Origin of the sequence: Pseudoalteromonas simplex (genome assembly GCF_015278155.1) — a bacterium.
GTDB classification, from domain to species: Bacteria; Pseudomonadota; Gammaproteobacteria; order Enterobacterales; family Alteromonadaceae; genus Pseudoalteromonas; species Pseudoalteromonas simplex.
In genome coordinates this window covers 473,121-491,259 of the sequence record NZ_JADILN010000001.1, presented here as the reverse complement: position 1 = coordinate 491,259, position 18,139 = coordinate 473,121, and the positions used below count along the sequence as shown (strand labels likewise).

General features: G+C 40.4%; 15 protein-coding genes. 11 read left to right on the top strand and 4 right to left on the bottom strand.

Translation table 11 applies throughout. The features are described 5' to 3' along the window. Positions 1–2 precede the first annotated feature (2 nt). Positions 3–824, bottom strand: coding sequence for a hypothetical protein (locus IRQ78_RS02120; protein ID WP_228482476.1), 822 nt, complete (start codon positions 822–824; stop codon positions 3–5). Between the two features lie 313 nt (positions 825–1,137). Here IRQ78_RS02120 and IRQ78_RS02115 point away from each other — a divergent pair, with 313 nt between their 5' ends. The 6 genes from IRQ78_RS02115 (at position 1,138) to IRQ78_RS02090 (ending at position 9,363) form a co-directional block, all read left to right on the top strand. Continuing rightward, positions 1,138–2,712, top strand: coding sequence for an arylsulfatase (locus IRQ78_RS02115; RefSeq protein WP_187489899.1), 1,575 nt, complete (start codon positions 1,138–1,140; stop codon positions 2,710–2,712). A gap of 95 nt (positions 2,713–2,807) precedes the next feature. Next, on the top strand, positions 2,808–3,344 hold the full coding sequence (gene sigZ / locus IRQ78_RS02110; protein WP_054553484.1) for an RNA polymerase sigma factor SigZ: 537 nt from the start codon (positions 2,808–2,810) through the stop codon (positions 3,342–3,344). A gap of 63 nt (positions 3,345–3,407) precedes the next feature. Continuing rightward, complete coding sequence (gene arsH / locus IRQ78_RS02105) at positions 3,408–4,118, top strand: arsenical resistance protein ArsH (protein ID WP_054553483.1); 711 nt, start codon at positions 3,408–3,410, stop codon at positions 4,116–4,118. A 149-nt stretch (positions 4,119–4,267) separates the two neighbouring features. Next, entirely contained in the window at positions 4,268–6,100 is a 1,833-nt protein-coding gene (locus IRQ78_RS02100; protein ID WP_194441213.1) for a GGDEF domain-containing protein, read from the top strand. A 221-nt stretch (positions 6,101–6,321) separates the two neighbouring features. Continuing rightward, a complete protein-coding gene (locus tag IRQ78_RS02095; protein WP_138617946.1) occupies positions 6,322–8,664 on the top strand; it encodes an arylsulfatase in 2,343 nt (780 codons plus the stop codon). A gap of 222 nt (positions 8,665–8,886) precedes the next feature. Beyond that, complete coding sequence (locus IRQ78_RS02090) at positions 8,887–9,363, top strand: hypothetical protein (RefSeq protein ID WP_054553476.1); 477 nt, start codon at positions 8,887–8,889, stop codon at positions 9,361–9,363. A 3-nt stretch (positions 9,364–9,366) separates the two neighbouring features. Here the strand turns inward: IRQ78_RS02090 and IRQ78_RS02085 are convergent, their stop codons facing one another. Then, a complete protein-coding gene (locus IRQ78_RS02085; protein ID WP_194441212.1) occupies positions 9,367–10,572 on the bottom strand; it encodes an anhydro-N-acetylmuramic acid kinase in 1,206 nt (401 codons plus the stop codon). A gap of 259 nt (positions 10,573–10,831) precedes the next feature. Here IRQ78_RS02085 and IRQ78_RS02080 point away from each other — a divergent pair, with 259 nt between their 5' ends. From IRQ78_RS02080 to IRQ78_RS02070, 3 genes are all read left to right on the top strand, one after another. Continuing rightward, positions 10,832–13,567 carry a TonB-dependent receptor domain-containing protein gene (locus IRQ78_RS02080; protein WP_194441211.1) on the top strand — a complete coding sequence of 912 codons (2,736 nt, stop codon included), beginning with the start codon at positions 10,832–10,834 and terminating at the stop codon, positions 13,565–13,567. Positions 13,568–13,726: 159 nt separating this feature from the next. Then, positions 13,727–14,722, top strand: a complete 996-nt coding sequence (locus IRQ78_RS02075) for a hypothetical protein (RefSeq protein ID WP_054553473.1) — start codon at positions 13,727–13,729, stop codon at positions 14,720–14,722. After that, complete coding sequence (locus IRQ78_RS02070) at positions 14,712–14,945, top strand: helix-hairpin-helix domain-containing protein (protein ID WP_054553472.1); 234 nt, start codon at positions 14,712–14,714, stop codon at positions 14,943–14,945. Before IRQ78_RS02075 ends, IRQ78_RS02070 begins: the two co-directional genes overlap by 11 nt. Here IRQ78_RS02070 and IRQ78_RS02065 read toward each other — a convergent pair. Continuing rightward, complete coding sequence (locus IRQ78_RS02065; RefSeq protein ID WP_194441210.1) at positions 14,942–15,784, bottom strand: SMP-30/gluconolactonase/LRE family protein; 843 nt, start codon at positions 15,782–15,784, stop codon at positions 14,942–14,944. The two genes, IRQ78_RS02070 and IRQ78_RS02065, sit on opposite strands and share 4 nt — an antisense overlap. A gap of 11 nt (positions 15,785–15,795) precedes the next feature. Then, complete coding sequence (locus tag IRQ78_RS02060) at positions 15,796–16,230, bottom strand: hypothetical protein (RefSeq protein ID WP_054553470.1); 435 nt, start codon at positions 16,228–16,230, stop codon at positions 15,796–15,798. Positions 16,231–16,396: 166 nt separating this feature from the next. Here IRQ78_RS02060 and IRQ78_RS02055 point away from each other — a divergent pair, with 166 nt between their 5' ends. Next, on the top strand, positions 16,397–17,428 hold the full coding sequence (locus IRQ78_RS02055; protein WP_206769703.1) for an NADP-dependent oxidoreductase: 1,032 nt from the start codon (positions 16,397–16,399) through the stop codon (positions 17,426–17,428). Between the two features lie 47 nt (positions 17,429–17,475). After that, on the top strand, positions 17,476–18,093 hold the full coding sequence (locus IRQ78_RS02050; protein WP_054553468.1) for a glutathione S-transferase family protein: 618 nt from the start codon (positions 17,476–17,478) through the stop codon (positions 18,091–18,093). Positions 18,094–18,139 lie beyond the last annotated feature (46 nt).

Genomic DNA, 18,139 nt, shown 5'->3' with positions numbered 1-18,139 from the left:
ACTTAATTTGTTTGATAATAAAAGCTTGTCTCAGAGAGTGGTTTTATTACGTCATACTCAAGGCCAATTGCATTTCTATCACCTTTCCTAGGTATATTACTTTTGTCTAAAAGTACCACCCCCCAATGATTATCGCTAAGGCCGCCAAAAATTACATTTACGCTGTCATTCTTATCTTTTGTGACAGCTGCAACTTTATGTTTAATCATTAAATCTCTGAGCTTTTGAGAATAAGCTGATAGCTCCATCAAACTAGAGGCTGTATCAGGTGATAGAATTTTATAATCGGCAGATGGTACAAAACCCGCATACTTTGATGGTGTATAGCTTAATAATTGAGTTGGGGAGTAAAAAGTATTGTTAATACGATAAACATTCGGCGCAGTTAATTGTACAAGGTTCAAGCTAATGTTATTTTTAAAAGCTAAGATTTGCTCCTCCGATACAGCTAAAAATGAGCTAATTTGCTTTAGCCTTTGTTCCGTACACTTATCTTTTTTACAAATAACTAAATTAGGAAGTTTTGTTCCAACCTGCGGTTCTACATTTAAAAACTGACTACCAAGCACGCCTAAATTAAAGTTAGTAAACGCTTGCTTATCTTTGTCATTTTTCAATTTTGTGGCATGAATATCAAAGATGCTAAACGGGTAAAAAGAGGGTAAGTAAGCAAGCTCTAAATCGGTTTGCGGCATCATTTCATCCATGTGCTTTAAAACCGCGCGATACTCTTGATCTATCTCATTATTAAAGTAGGCTGGCATGTCAGCCATTGCAGTAACAGAAAATAGAAAAGCACCACTAAGAAGCATCTTATTTAGCATAAAAAAGTAATTCCTTTTAATTAAATTTACACTGAGGACAATACCATTTAAGGCACAAAAATCATATTTTTGAGATAAAACTTATAGTAACGCCATACCTTTAGTGATTATAAAAAAACACGAACTAAAATTTCATTCTAGAATTAATAAGCTAGCCATTAAGTTCATCTCCTCCCAAAACTAGCACAATAAAACTGGCCATATTTCCAACAGCTGATATTCTTAATAAAGACTAAAAATTAAGAATAATTATTTTTATATCAAACAGTTAATATATATGAATGAATTCATCCCCCTTAACAAGGAGTAAAGTATGAAAAGGTTTTTAGTTCTCAGTCTGTTAATCGCATCATTTTCTGTGGTTGCAGAAAAAAATGTATTCAATGATGCAATCGTTGAAAAGCCAAATATGGAGCCAGCCATTCCTCGCCCTGAACAAGAGAAAGTTGCGGCCTCAAAGCTAAAGAATCTCGAAGCTAAGCAAGGCAGAAAACCAAATGTTCTTGTTTTACTAGTAGATGATTTAGGCTGGGGTGACCCTGGAGTGTATGGTGGCGGTGCAGCGATAGGTGCTCCCACTCCTAATATAGATAAACTGGCAAACGAAGGGCTTCGCCTCACATCAATGTATTCACAACCAACTTGCACATCTTCTCGAGCTGCACTGACAACTGGTAGATTACCCGTAAGAAGTGGCTTAGTTCGCCCTATTCTAACTGGCGATAAAGTGACACAAAATCCGTGGGAGAAAGAAGTATCTCAAGGTAAGCTATTATCTAAAGTGGGCTATAAAACGGCGCTAATCGGTAAATGGCATGTTGGTGAAGCTGAGGGAATGCTTCCTCATGAGGTAGGTTTTGATTATTTCTATGGCCTCCCATCAGTTCAATCAGATTACACCCAATTTTTGGTAGAGCGCCAATATGCCGACATGATGACAAACAAAGAGCTTTACACTAAAGCTTCTCAGCTGCGTCCTGAAGGCCTGATAAAAGGCCGCAAAGGTGGTAAGCGTGAAGTTGCGTATCCAATTAATAGTATTGAAGATATCTCAATGATTGATCAGGTATTGCGAGATGAGTCTGTAAAATTTATAAACCAAGCTGTTGATGAAGGGAAACCATTTTATTTAATTCATTCTTTTTCAAAGATCCATAACGACAACTACCCAGCTCCAAAATACAAAGGCGCAAGCCCAGCTGCAATGCCCGTTCGCGATGCTATGGTCGAAGTTGATGATATTACAGGTGAACTTGTTGCTCTATTAAAAGAAAAAGGGCAGCTAGAAAATACACTGATTATTTTCACTTCAGATAATGGCCCTAATGAAGATACTTGGCCAGATAGTGGCTATTCGCCGTGGCGTGGTGGTAAAGGAACAACATGGGAAGGAGGAGTTAGAATTCCCGGCATTGCTTACTGGAAAGGCATGATATCTGCTGGGCAGGTCAATAATGGCTTAATGGACCTCACCGATATCTACATGACTTCTTTACGATTAGGTGGTGTTATTGATGAGCTTCCGAGTAATATGTATTTCGATGGCATAGATCAAACAGCTTTCTTACTAGCTGATAATGGCAAATCACGACGTCAAGTTGTGTATATGTGGAGCCGTGAAGATTTCACAGCACTTCGCTGGTTAGACTACAAAATTCATTTTAAAGTGTTCAATACTGCAGTGCCAAGACGCAACATTGATGCATCATTCTTATTAGATATCGGAACGGCGCCTTGGGTTTTCAATTTAAATATGGACCCTAAAGAAATGGCAAGCACAGGGCACCAATATTTTGAATGGGGCATGCCTCAAGCGACTAAGTTTATGAAAGCACACATAGCCACAATGAAAAAATACCCAAATACGGATATAGGACTCGGGCTCTAATCTTATTTGGTATAGTAATTAAAATGAGCCTGCCACATGCAGGCTCTGTACTATTTTTGATAAACTAACGATTAAATCCCAACAACGATACTATTATGTCCATCGAACAAATCTGGCTTGAATACAAAAATAGTTTACGTGCTTTTTTAACCACCAAAATATCGAACCCTGCTGATGTTGAAGAACTTTTACAAGATATTCTGTTAAAAACACATCTTAATATTCATCACTTACAAGATCAGCGAAGTTTAAAGGCTTGGTTATTTCAAATAGCACACCATGTTATTGTTGACTTTTATAGGCGTCAAAATAAGCATGTAGAAATAGAGCTTGATGATATTATTTCGCAACAAGAAAACAAAACCGTAAAAGCTGAACTCATAAAGTGCATTGAACCTTTTTTACAAGCTATGCCCGAAGAAGAAGCGGATCTAATTAGAAAAATAGATCTCGAAGGATACTCTCAAAAAGAGGAAGCTTTGAAGTTAAACATCAGTTACTCAACCTACAAATCAAGGCTGCAAAAAAGTCGATCAAAATTGAAGGCATTATTCGATTGTTGTTGTGACTTTGAAATCGATAAGTACGGCAACTTAGTTGATTACCACCCCAAACAAAAAAAGTTCTGCTAACACTTCGTCTTTTTGAAAAACATTACGTCTTACTAGGTAAGCCTCAATCATTCAGGAGATGTAATGAAATACTTAAATGATGCAAAGTTTGACGTAACCCCGACTTTCGATAATGCAAGCACAAGCAAACCTCGAGTTTTAATTTTATACGGGTCTTTACGAGAAACGTCGTTTAGCCGTTTTGCTAGTGAAGAAGCCGCAAGAATACTTGAACACTTAGGTGCTCAAGTTAAAATATTTAACCCAGATGGATTACCATTATTTGATAATGGAGAGTCAGTAAACAATCAAAAAGTACAAGAGCTGCGAGAGCTTGTGAAATGGTCCGAAGCACAGGTTTGGTGCTCACCTGAAATTCACGGCAATATGTCAGCTGTGCTCAAGAATCAAATAGATTGGATCCCACTCACTGATGGTGCTGTTAGACCAACACAAGGTAAGACGCTAGCCGTAATGCAGGTATCTGGCGGTTCGCAAAGCTTTAATGCTGTAAATAACATGCGCATTCTTGGTCGCTGGATGCGTATGTTAACGATACCAAATCAGTCATCAGTCGCAAAAGCTTGGCAAGAGTTTGACGAGGCTGGCAATATGAAAGAGTCGTCGTTTAGAATGCGCATTGTCGATGTGATGGAAGAGTTAATTAAATTTACTTTACTAACCAGAGACAAGTTGGACTGGCTCGTAGACCGATATAGCGAAAGACAAGCGGCTGCGAACTTACAAACAACTAAATTAGTGGATGACAGTAAAGTGCTTGAACCAAACTCTTAACTTTAACAACTTTCCACAAGGCTGTTCAATGAAGTTCAGCCTTATGCTATTTGACCAAAACAAACCTGCTACATTCACTATGAATGCTAGCCAGAACATCTGCAAAATTAATATTATGGATAATAATTCCTGACGGAGTAACATTTAAAATGTTTAGGATTTTTTGCTTTCTATTATTCTCTTCTCAGCTTGCTGCTACTGAAGTAGAAAACGAAATAAACAAAGTTTTTCAAGGCTTTACAACAAAAGCCGAGGCTATAGCTATCTTAAGCAAATTAGAAAAACAAATGCCTTATGAAAATGCGCTAGATAATGCGCAAGTAATGGCGTTTAAATGTTGGTTTTCTAATGTATCAACTCCAAACGGGATTAGTGAATACAAACAGTTTCTAGAAACAGCCAAACCAGTCATTCAACAAGCAAACAATTTAAGCTTAATACAGGAACTTGCTGTCTGTGAAGCAAACCAAGAGTATACACAAGGTAATTATCAAACAGCTCTAGAACACTTAAAACCAATAATTAACACCACGTCAGTAGAAAACACAATCTCCCCTAAGCAATTGTCGACCATCGCTACTGCCCACATAGTACTTAACCGTATTCAGTTAACTAAAGGCAACTATCAAGAGGCATTCGACTCTGCTAAAACTGCTTATCAGCTATTTGAAAAAGCAGGTAATGACTACGAAAAAGCACTTGCATTAAAAGAAATTGCCGATATTCACATAGCGTTGTACAACTATGAACTTGCAATTGAACAACTGCAGCGAGCCAAATTAGCGTTAACGAAATTCAATGAGCAAGAGCACTACAAAGTAACGGATCAACTCGCGTATACCTACGAAGAAAAAGGCGACTTAATAAAGGCAATTGAGCTATACAAGTCGATTAAAAAAGATGTTCGTCGTTTCGAAAGCGACAACGGCTATGCTTACATATTGATAAAACTTACGGAACTCAATATAAAACTTAATAGTTTATCTCAGGCTGATTCATATCTAACTGAGTTAAACACGCTTTCTGTTACAGACAGCTGGATTTTGACTCTTTACAACCTCACTAAGTCAGAATGGTACTTAGCTAACTCTCAATTGCAAGCCGCCCTTACATCTTATGAGAAGATAGCCGGGCATAATCAATCATGGCCCGCTAACTTAAGAGAACGCTATTTAAATTTAACCTCTCGGCTCGCAGCTGCAAGAGGAGATACTTACTTACAAATAGCATCTCAACAACAATTAATCGCTTTAATTAGGGATAAACAACAAGCTATCGCAAATAACACACTTATTTCTGCCAGGTTAAACTTTAATTATGAACAACAGAACCTTGAGATTTCTCGTTTAGAGCATGAGTCAAAGCTACAACAAAAACTTTTAGCAGTGGCCGAAGATAAGTCTTTTTGGCAAGGCTTAACTGTGATAATAACTTGCGTGTGTTTACTCTTATTCGCCGTTTATACATTTAAACAAGTTCGCCAGAAAAAGTACTTTGAAGTTCTCGCTTTAAAAGATGAATTAACAGGGATAGCGAATCGAAGAGCTATTTTAAATTTAAAACAAAGTGTCATGCTGCAAAACAAACTAAATCAGCAAATCAGCTCATTAATTTCTATCGATATCGATCATTTTAAAGCGGTCAATGATCAATACGGTCATGATATTGGTGATGAATTAATCATATCCATAACCAATACGATTGTGCAAACAGTCCGTTGTTCCGATCGTGTAGGACGTGTCGGCGGAGAAGAGTTTTTAATTGTGCTTGAGAATCAGTCTTTAGAGCACGCAAAAGACATTGCTGAACGTATTAGGCTTTCTGTTGCCGAAAAGGAACATACATCTTTGTTTATAAGCGCAACGATAAGCTTAGGTGTTATTGAAATTGCACCAAACGAAACGTCAGAACAGGCAGCCAAAAGAGTCGACTTACACCTTTATGAAGCAAAAAGAGGCGGCAGAAATACTGTCTTTTCTTAACTTTAATAGATTCAAATTAAATTTAAAAACCGTTATTAAGCTCAAATCCAAAGAACCAACCTTAATGGATTAATCAAAAAGAATTACCACTAAAAACAACCTTTAAAAACACAAAACGTACTTTATTTAAACAATTACCTTGGACTATAGTTACTAAGTTAGTGACTAAATACTCACTATTACATACCAACATGTCGGTAATTATTACCATGGAGAAAGGGATGAATCGTTTAAAACGAGTAGGTAGTATTATTTCATTGCTATTGCTTTCTGGGTTTAGCCAAGTGAACGCATCTGAAATAGATAGAAGTGTTTTACCAATAGCCGCACCAGAGTTTCAAGGAAAGATTGGCAAAACGTTTGAAAACTCTAAACAAGATTATCCACAACCAATAAAAGCACCAAAAGGTGCACCTAATGTTGTGGTTATTTTATTAGATGATTTTGGGTTTGGTCACCCAAGTACTTTTGGCGGCCCAATTCCAACCCCATCAATCGATAAACTAGCCAATGAAGGTTTAAAGTTTAACCGCTTTCATACCACAGCTATTTGTTCGCCAACACGCGCAGCTCTTCTTACTGGTAGAAACCACCATCAAGTTGCCATGGGAACAATTACTGAGCTTTCAACAGGCTACCCTGGCTATCATAGTGTTTGGCCTGATGAAACTGCGAGTATTGCCCAGATTCTAAAAGAAAATGGTTATAACACAGCGGCTTGGGGTAAATGGCACAACACTCCAGACTGGGAAACCAGCCCTATTGGTCCATTTGACCATTGGCCGACAGGCCTAGGTTTTGAATATTTTTATGGCTTTCAGGGAGGTGAAACTAGCCAATGGGAACCGCAATTATTCAGAAACACCACACCGGTTGAACCACCTAAAAAGCCTGAGCAAGGTTATCATTTAACCGAAGACTTGGTTGATGACGCAATCAAATGGATGGGGCAACAAGAATCTATCGATAGCGAAAAGCCGTTCTTTATGTATTTTGCGACAGGCGCAACACACGCCCCGCTTCATGCACCACAAGAGTGGAACGACAAGTTTAAAGGTCAATTTGATCAGGGGTGGGATAAAGTTCGCGAAGAAACATTAGCTCGGCAAAAGTCGCTTGGTATAGCCCCACAGAATACTAAACTTACAGAACGACCTAAAGAAATAAAAGCATGGGACTCTCTTTCTGCTGACGAGAAAAAGCTATTTAGCCGTCACCAAGAGGTGTTCGCAGGCTTTACTGCGCACACAGATTATCATGTTGGTCGATTACTGGATGCGGTTTCGCAGTTACCTGATGCTGATAACACCATGATTGTTTTTATCGCTGGTGATAATGGCCCAAGTGCTGAAGGCAGCGTCACTGGCACACTTAACAATATGATGACGCAAAATGGCATTGCCGACACAATCAAAGGGCAACTAGCTAAAATAGATGAGCTAGGTGGCCCGCTGCACGAGAACCACTTTCCTGTTGGCTGGGCATGGGCAGGCTCAGCACCATTCCAGTGGATGAAACGTGTCCCTTCACATTTTGGTGGCACCCGAAATGGGCTTGTTGTGTCATGGCCTAAATATATTAAAGAGCATGGTGGCTTGCGCTCACAGTTTCATCACGTGATTGATATAGCACCAACCATACTTGATGCAGCCCACATTCCTGAGCCTAAAGTTGTTAACGGTGTAGAGCAAACGCCGATGGCTGGTGTGAGCATGCTGTACTCGCTGAACGATAAAGATGCTAAAGGCAAACGTACGACTCAGTATTTTGAAACCGGTGGTCATCGTGCAATTTATCATGACGGTTGGGTGGCTGCTTCGTTTCATGGAGTACCATGGGCTTTGAATGGTTCTGTTGGTTTCGATAATGATAAATGGGAGCTTTACAATATTGAAGAAGACTTTTCTGAAGCTGTTGACTTATCTGCTAAATACCCAGATAAATTAAGAACTTTAATTTCAATTTTTGATCAAGAAGCGAAAAAATTTAATGTTTACCCATTAGATGACCGCTTTGTTGAACGTGCAACTAATCCTGAACGCCCCAGTGTAACCAAAGGAAAAACTCAGTTTACTTATTTAGCTGGTACTAATCGTATCCCTGAAGGGAGCGCACCTGCTGTTTATGGCCGTTCGCATTCTATTACGGCAACGTTTAATGTACCAAAGCAAGGTGTAGAAGGTGTATTAGTTGCTGTAGGAGGTTCAAGCGCTGGCTACAGCTTATATGTTGAAGACAGTAAACCTGTTTACGTGATGAATTTCTTTAACGAGCACCACTATGTTGTTAAATCTGAACAAGCTTTACCTACTGGCGAGGTCACGCTTACCCTTGAATATACCCAACAAGGAAAAGCACCTAACGGCGGCCAAGCGACACTGATAGTAAACGGTAAAAAGGTTGCCTCTGGCAAAGTGGATAAAGTGCCTCCGGTTCGCTATTCTGCCACTGAAACGCTTGATGTTGGTCAGGATCTTGGCTCAACAGTTACCCGAAGCTACTACGATAAAGCACCATTCGCTTTTACTGGTCAGTTACATAAAATTGAATATGTATTGAAGTAAATACCTAAATTAAACGGTGTGCTGCGGCACACCTTTTTTTAATACTTTTATTGGTGAGATTATACAAACTAGTTAGTTCAAATATCCTACCAAACGAATCAAACATTCAACTTTTCTCTGTTTCTAAAATATATAATCCGCAATATGACAATAGTCATAATTCTGTCATTTAACTGATCAATAATTGACGCTAATTTAATCACCTAACGTAATGAAGAAGTAATGGACAGTGCCTTGGTGCAACTTTCGTTTGCACTCCCCTCTAGTGAAGACCCTTTATGTGCTGCACTTGCGCATACTATGGAATACGAACAATTGCATTTTGCGGCTAATGAGCAAAAGCGTGTTGTGTTTTGTTGTGTGCTACCAGATGATGCCCATGAAGGCGATGTGATCTCTATCAGTGCAACCCGCCCTGATGCGCGCGAATCGGCGTATTTTACTGCACACACTTTAACGCAACACGATCTAGAACAGCACGTTATAATGCTTACCTTAGAAAACGTTACTCATAGTGGTGAATTTGTATTGCAATTAATGCTACACGGCTTGCATGCAACACTTAAAGACAGCGCCCAGTTTGATGTCAGCATTGCAGCTAGCACATCACCAGAGCTATTAACTTCTGAGCAAGCTAAAAACCAGGGCTTACGCCATTACATTAGTAATATTGGCGCAAGCTTTTTAGCCTTTTTCTAGGGCCTAGTCAGCAAAGCTAATTTTACCCATGGTAATATCGGGGATCCCTTGCTCGGTATTACCAAAGCGTTGTTGCCCACCCGACAGACATTCGTTCGCTAAAATAGCAAATAACACAGCTTCTTTTGCATCTGGATTAATCCCCAACGAATCGGTATTTTTTATCTCAGAAAGCGCTGGGCAATTAGCCAAAATAATGTCCATTAATAATGGGTTATGGACCCCACCACCACTGGCGTATACAGCCACATCGGTCAAACCTTCGCTGCATTGGTTAATTGCTTTAGCAATCATTGCTCCTGAAAACTGCACTAAGGTTGCCATCACATCAAAGTGCGATAAGTTCTGCGTATTCGAGCGTGCTTGTGCTGCAGCTAAATAGGCTAGATTAAACACTTCTGGCCCCGTGGTTTTTGGAAACTCTAAAGCAAAAAATGCATCATCACACAGCGCTGCGAGCAAATCTTCACTTACCGTGCCTTTTGCTGCAATAGCGGCATCTTTATCATAATGAAGTGGTGTAAAATAACGCTGCACATAAGCATCCATAATGGTATTGCCGGGGCCTATATCAGAGCTAAAAACTGCTCGTGCGTCTGCCGATTTAGCTAAATAGGTTAAGTTTGCAATGCCGCCCATATTAAGCAAAATACGGTTTTCGCTGGTGCTTGTGAAATACAAGTAGTCACCATATACCGCAAGCGGCGCACCTTCACCACCCGCTGCAATGTGCTTTTGTCTAAAATCAGCTATGGTTGTAATACCTGCAGTCACGGCTAAATGATCGCTGTCACCAATTTGTAGTGTTGCATTGCCATATTCTGCACGCTTGTGTTGGTTTTTAGGGCAGTGATAAATAGTTTGTCCGTGACTGGCAATCACATCAATAAGTTCTTTTGCTACTCCCCAGCTGGCTAACGTTTTGGCAACCATTTCACCATGTAATTGACCAATCCAAGGATTGAGTAAAGTGACTTCTTCAAGGTCACATTCGCGTTTGGCGAACACTCGCTTTACACGCGTTTTATAATCATCGTCGTAGTCGACCGTCGTAAACTTTACTACTTCGACATGAGTATCCATGCCTTGCCCTGATACTTCGCATAGCGCAATATCAAGACCATCTAATGAGGTGCCACTCATTAGACCAATTATTAATTTTCTTTCTTTTTTTGCGCTTAAATACAGTTTTTCAATATGTTGATGCATAAATAAATCACTTAAAATCAGCTTATTAGATGTAAATAAGCGGGTTGACGACTTGGAATAGTTTATATTTTAAAATAATAGATTTAAAGAATAATTATTGCAAAGACTTTTAAATTGCTTTAAAACTGTACCGGTGAGCTCCCCAAAAGGAGAACACACAAGCATCATAACAAAAAGTATGACTCATTAAATTAACTAAATGGTCTAGGTCAGACACCAACCTGCGTTGATTTAAATGATAAAACGCAAGGGAATCATCATGAAAGCAAATACATCAACAAGGCATCGCTCACTATTGCTGCTCTCACCTTTAGCTCTCGCTGTAAGCTCAGTAATTAGTTATGCCCACGCAGAGCAAAGCACTGAAGCAAAAAAACCTGAAGTGATCACCGTAACAGGTTCACGTATTCAACGTACTGAGCTGGTTTCAAGTAGCCCAGTGGTGAGTGTTGATGAAGCACAAATTCACCTAGACCGTGCAGTTAACGTTGAAGATATTACCGCAAAACTGCCACAAGCTGCGGCAGGTGCAAATAGCACCGGCGCCACAGTCGGTGACTCATTTGGCTCATCAACGATTGATTTACGCGGCCTTGGTCAAAACCGCACATTGGTACTTATTGACGGCACTCGCGCGGTACCATTTAGTTTTCGTAACTCGGTTGATGTAAATACTATTCCAGCCGGGTTAATAAAACGCGTTGATGTATTAACAGGTGGTGCAGCAGCGGTTTACGGTGCCGATGCGGTAGCCGGTGTTGTTAACTTTGTTTTAGACGATGATTTTGCTGGCGCTGAATTCTCAACCAGTTACGAAAGTGCCGACGGCGGTAACGAAAAGCTTAACTTTGAAGCAATTTTTGGTGGTGATATCGCCGACGGTCGCGGCCACGTCACTGGCTATATTGGTTACACCGAACGAAAAGAGCTATTAGCCGGCGAGCGTGACTATGCGCTTGAAAACTCAACGGCAATGATCAACAGCGGTGGTTATTATACTGACGTTGCCTCTGGCAACAGCATCGGTATTGCTGATTCTGGTGCTGTAACAAGTGAGCGTCAAACAACTGATTTCACAGCTGACCGTTATTTAACTCAACCGATGGACCGTTTTTCTGCGGGCTTATTATTTGACGTTGATGTAAGCGACAGTGCCATTGCCTATGGCCGCGCAATGTATTCTAAAGTGACCGTAAATGGTGCGGGTGCCAGTGGTCAAACACCGATTTTTGTAAACGAGCAAGTGACCCTCACGCAAGACAATGCGTATATTCCAGATGAACTACGCGACCAACTTACGTTTGATAGCGAAGGCAATGCCCTTGTTAATGTTGAACGTAACCTAGGTTTAGGCGTGCAACACACCGAAGCGGTGCGTGATTCAATGCAATTTCAACTGGGCTTAAAAGGTGATTTAACTGACTACTTACGTTATGACGTATATGGTCAGTACGGCAAAACGGACGAAGTAGCCACCATTTACAACAACGCATACCGCAATGATAACAGCGGTAATAGTCGTTTTGCTGCCCTTGCAAATTCAGTCGATATTTTTGATCCCAACCATGATTTCAGCGACTTTAGCGATCCGCTGCTTTATACCACTCGCGACCGTACTCAAAGTGTGATCTCAGCAACACTATCGGGTGATTCTGGGTTCTTATTTGAATTACCAGCCGGTGCTATCGATTTTGCAATCGGTTACGAATACCGTAAAGAAACCGGTAAACAAACACCGGGCGATGCATTTAGAAACGGCACCAGCTTTGCATCCATTAGCGCATTTGATATGGATGCAAGCTTTAGCTCTGAAGAGTTTTATGCTGAAATTTTAGTGCCTATCTTAGTTGATAAACCGTTTGCTGAAGAGCTTAGCTTTGAAGGTGCCTACCGTATTTCTGATTACTCAAATACCGAAGCAGAAGACACTTACAAACTAGGTATCAACTGGGCAATAAACAGCGACATTCGTATTCGCGCCAACCGCTTAACCGCATTTAGAGCACCTAACTTAGGTGAATTTGCCAGCCCAATCACAGCGCTCTCGTTATCGTTATTTGACCAAAATAGCGACCAGTTTGTGCCACGACTAGCAGGGCGTTATAACGGCGATCCATGTTTACTTGGCACCGGTGATGCAACTCAATGTGCTGCGTTTGGTGCGCCACCTGTTGGCACTGAGTTCGATTCAAGTACCGCAGAGTACACCTATGGTGGTAACCCAAATATTAAACCTGAACAAGCCGAATCAGACACCTTAGGCATTGTTTATACACCTAGCTATTTAGAAGGCTTTGATTTATCACTCGATTACTACAGTATTCGTGTTACAGATGCGGTAAGCCAAATTCAGCCAGGTGCGGCACTACAAAGCTGTTATGTTGATGACCCGAACCCGAACAACCCATTGTGTGGTGCGGTACTTCGCGATCCAAACACGGGGTTTATTAGCACAGCCATCGTTAATGACTTTAACTTAGCCGCCATTGAGCAAGAAGGTATCGACGTTGCAGCAAATTATGTGATTGATGCACCAGAGCAAATGGGTGGTCGTTTTAGATTCTCGTACCAAGGAAACTTTGTTACTAAACAAACCCGTCAAAACAACAGCACAGTGCCTGAAGTTGACTGTAAAGGAACTTATGGCAGCGCCTGTTCGGGCGACTTTGCGAGTATCTTGCAAGCTGACTACAAACATCGCGCAAGCATTGATTGGCAGTTAGACAACATGAACTTCCAACTTGGCTGGCGCAGAATAGGTGAAGTAGAGTATGCTGTCGACCGTTCAGAAACAATTTCAGCACAAAATTACTTAGATTTTGCTGCTGCATGGCAAGTTAACGAGGAACTTGCTGTTAACTTTGGTGTCGATAACTTATTAGACCGTGAACCACCAACACCTGAGGTAGGCGCAAACCACTTTAACACCGTGAGTGATTACAGTGTGATTGGCCGTTCAGTCGGTGTTTCACTGAGATATGCCCCAAGCTTCTAATTAATCCTACTGTTTTAGCTACACAGGATTGATCCCCTCAAGCGCACCCTGCCCGGTGCGCTTTTTTATTTTAGAAAGTACGAGTATATTCAGAATAAAAAGGGACAGTGAATAGATTGTTGTTTAAGATATAAGCAGTAAAACTGCAAGGAAGGTGTTATGCTCAAATCAATAAAGTCAAAAATTCCATTTATTTTCCTAATCAGTATTAGTCTTTTTTGGGGCATTTATTATCAGGGAAAGCATCCACTAAATGACTTTGGCAAAGCAAATTTTGAATGGTTATACCTGCTTGATGCACTGATAGTATTACCTGTACTTTGCTTAATATTAATTAAAAATAAGAAAGAAGCGGCTTTTAAAGCATTGATGATGTGCTCACTCGCTATTTTAGTGGGGAGTTACATTATTCCCGAACAAAACAAATTTTTAATGAATTACTTAGAGCAAGGTCGTTACGGGCTTTTAGCTTTGATTGTAATTTTAGAGCTAAGTGCTCTCATTACTGTGTACCTGGCAATAAAATCCGCTTTAAGCCAGCAGACAGATCCTGATATAGCTATCGAACGGCCAATTAACAAGCTTTTCAAACAAAGTGCTATTGCAAACTTTTTATGTTTCGAAACACGGATGTGGGCTTTCTTTTTTTACGCTAAACACATTAAACCTAGTTATTTCACTGGTGAACAGCATTTTAGTTATCATAATAAAGACGGCGCACAAGCTAACTTACTTGGCTTTATTTTTATTATCTTATTAGAACTGCCCATGATGCACTTCTTCATACACTTTGTGTGGTCATCAACAGCAGCAAACATAATCACTGGTTTAACTATATTTAGCCTTTTATTCTTCATTGCAGAATACCGAGCAGTTGCAAAGCGCCCTGTTTCTATTAGTAAATCGCAACTCATTATTCGCTATGGGCTCTATCCTGCTTACAATATTGCTTTAAAAAATATCAAATCCATTGATTTAAATACCGACTTTATTGCACGCGCTCGTTCAATCAAACGTTACAACTACTCTGGCTACCCGAATATTAAAATTAAGCTCAATGAACCTATGGGTGATATTAACACTGTTTTCCTGGGGCTAGATGACCCTCATCAGTTTATAAACGCAATGAACAAGGAACAAAAACATGCCATTTAACGAACAAGAACGCAGCGCGCTTTTAGCACTCAAGGGTGTAGGGCCAACGGTTATAAAACGGTTCGAAGAAGTTGGGATTGAATCGTTTGAAGACTTAGCTGGGTTTGATGCCAACACTATTGCTGAGCGAGTAGCGTCGATGCTGCATTCAAATTGCTGGAAGAATAGTCCGCAAGCAAAAGCGGCAATCACCGCTGCTATTACGCGAGCAAAGCAAGGCTAAAGTTCAATCACTTCGATTGCCCCGCGCTTTTGCATGGTGACATACACTTTGTTTTGCGTTTCGTTGAAAGCCAAATTCGTTGGATGCTGGCCTTTTAATTGATAGCTATTTAAAAGCTTGCCGGTAGGCGAGACTTCAAGCACCTTCCCTGCGCCATAACGAGTAATAAACACATGCCCTTGATTATTAACGCGCATGCCGTCTAAGCCATGATCAGCAAATTTAATCAAAACTTTTTTATTACTAATGTTTAAGTTGTCATCTAAGTCATATTGCCAAACGATTCGTTGCACACTTTCGTTCACATATAGCTTGGTATTGTCGTTATTAACCGCTACTCCATTGGTAGTCCCCATGTTTTTTTCGAGTAAATGGGTGCTGCCATCCGCATTAATACGCCATAGCTGACCCGTTTCGTTCGCCCAGTTAGGGTCACTTGCAAACAGCGCCCCATGTTGAGTGATAGCAATGTCATTGGGTTGATTCATCTTGCTATCATGGGCGAACACTTCTGCTTTATTGCTGCCAGCAGGTACTTTTAAAATATTGTGGTTAACGTAATCGGCAATAAATAAATTACCTTGTGAGTCAAACTGTAAGCCATTACCAACGCTGTCATTCGGTAACCGCACAAACAACGATGTTTTGCCCATGTTATCTACGCGGCCAATCGTTCCTTGCTGGGCATAGTTCACAGCGTATAGGGCACCGTTATACATGGTTGGCCCTTCAATGCCTTGCGTGAACACGTTATCTTTAACAAAGTCTTGGCTATCAATAGCAAAACCTAACGGTGAGCTTAAAAGTAGTGTTATTGCCAGTGGCTTAGGTAATTTCATGGGCCTGCCTTTTACTCATCTAAACTCGTGTATACCGCTAAAATGGGGTATTCATTTTCACCAAAAGATAAAGTCAGTGAGCGCTTTTCACCATCATCTAACTTGATACCTTCATCAAAAGCTAACGGGTGTAAGCGACGCCCATCGGCAAATAAAGCCATAATATGGTCTGCTTGTAAGATACGCGATCCTGATGCTTTGTTTTCAACAGTTACCACAGCTAATCGTCGGCCGCTTTCACTGCTCATCGAAACACTGTGAACAATACTAAACTCACTTTGCTTTGGATAACGTCTTGCGTCGTTTTCAAACGCAAATACGTTTCCTGGAGTGATAGGATCAACCGATAAAACACTTGTATTAGCATGCGCACTCCTTGCCATAAAACCCGCAACAAGCGTAAAAGCTATAAGAGAAATACCTTTCATATCAATTTGTTTCGCCATTTGAATATTTTTCCAGCATACACCTTTACACTATACCGTGCAAAATGGATTGTCGTTTGAATGAAATTATCATTTTCTACTCGGTAACAATTTCGCCATTGATTTCTAATTACATGCCCGCACCTATTTATTAAACAGGATTTAAAACAAATCATAGGAGATAAGTATGACTGAAATTAAAAACCGTCAGTATATTCTTGAATCACGTCCAACAGGCCCTGCAACAGAAAATAACCTCGTTTTAAAAACATCTACTCTTGCCTCACCTAAACAAGGTGAAGTTTTACTAAGAACAATTTATTTATCTCTTGACCCTTATATGCGAGGCCGTATGAGCGATGCAGAATCATATGCTGACCCTGTTGAAGTTGGCGATGTGATGGTTGGTGCGACAGTGTGTCAGGTGGAGCAATCAGAGCACCCTGATTATAAAGTAGGTGAATGGGTACTTGCCTATACTGGTTGGCAGGAGTATGCGATAAGTAATACAGAAGGACTGATGAAGTTAGGAGAAAGTCCAGATACTCCTTCCTATGCACTCGGTATTTTAGGTATGCCAGGGTTTACTGCTTATATGGGACTACTAGATATTGGTGAACCAAAAGCAGGCGAAACAGTGGTTGTAGCTGCAGCAACAGGGCCGGTGGGAGCAACCGTCGGTCAGATAGCCAAATTAAAAGGTTGTAAAGTCGTTGGTATCGCTGGAGGCTCACAAAAATGTAAGCATGCGATTGAGAACTTAGGGTTTGATGCATGCATAGATCATAAAGCCGATAACTTTGAAGAACAGCTTAAGGACGCCTGTGATCAAGGTATTGATGTTTACTACGAGAACGTCGGTGGTCATGTTTTAGATGCGGTACTGCCTTTACTTAACACAAAAGCACGAATCCCACTATGTGGTTTAGTATCACAATATAATGCAACTGAGTTACCACCAGGGCCTGATCGCCTATCTATGTTGATGGGCTTAATTCTTAGAAAACGTATTAAAGTACAAGGCTTTATTATCTTTGATGATTACAGCGATCGTTACGGTGAGTTTGCACAAGATATGCAACAATGGCTGAACGACGGCAAGATAAAATACAAAGAGCACCTTGAAACTGATTTCGAAAAAACCCTAGATGCTTTTAACGCCATGTTAAATGGTGAAAACTTTGGTAAAACCGTGGTGCAAGTTCAGCAGCCAATTTAAAAAATTAGGCGCAACAAATAATGTTGCGCCACTATTAAGGATAACAAATGATTAAATTACACCATTTAAACAAATCACGCTCTAAGCGGATTATTTGGCTGCTCGAAGAGCTTGGCGTTGATTACGACATTATTGCCTACCAACGTAATAAAGAGACATTTTTAGCACCTGATGAGTTAAAACAAATTCATCCTCTCGGTAAAGCTCCTGTGATTGAAGATAACGGTAAAGTAATTACTGAATCGGGTGCGATAACTGACTACCTAATAACTCAGTATGGCAAAGGTAAGTTTATGCCAAACCAGCAAAGTGAGAGTTACATTGATTATCAACAATGGCTCCATTTTGCTGAAAGCTCAGCAATGGTGCCTTTTTTATTAAAACTATTTATTACAAAAGATGGCTGTAAAACTAACTTCATTGCTGATTATGCCGACCATGAAATTGGTAAAATACTCAGCTATGTTAATCAACATCTGAAAGGTAGAAAGTACTTTGTTGATGACAACCTTACTGGCGCTGATTTTATGATGTCATTCGTCATAGAGAAAGTCGCTGAGTCTGGCATGCTGTCTCATTTTGCAGAAATAGAGCGGTATTTCGAGCGATTAAACACCTATGAGAGCTATCGCACAGCAAATGAGTTAGAAGCCAAATACGGATAAAGACAAGCAAAGGCATACTCCAATGCCTTCGCACACACACTTACAA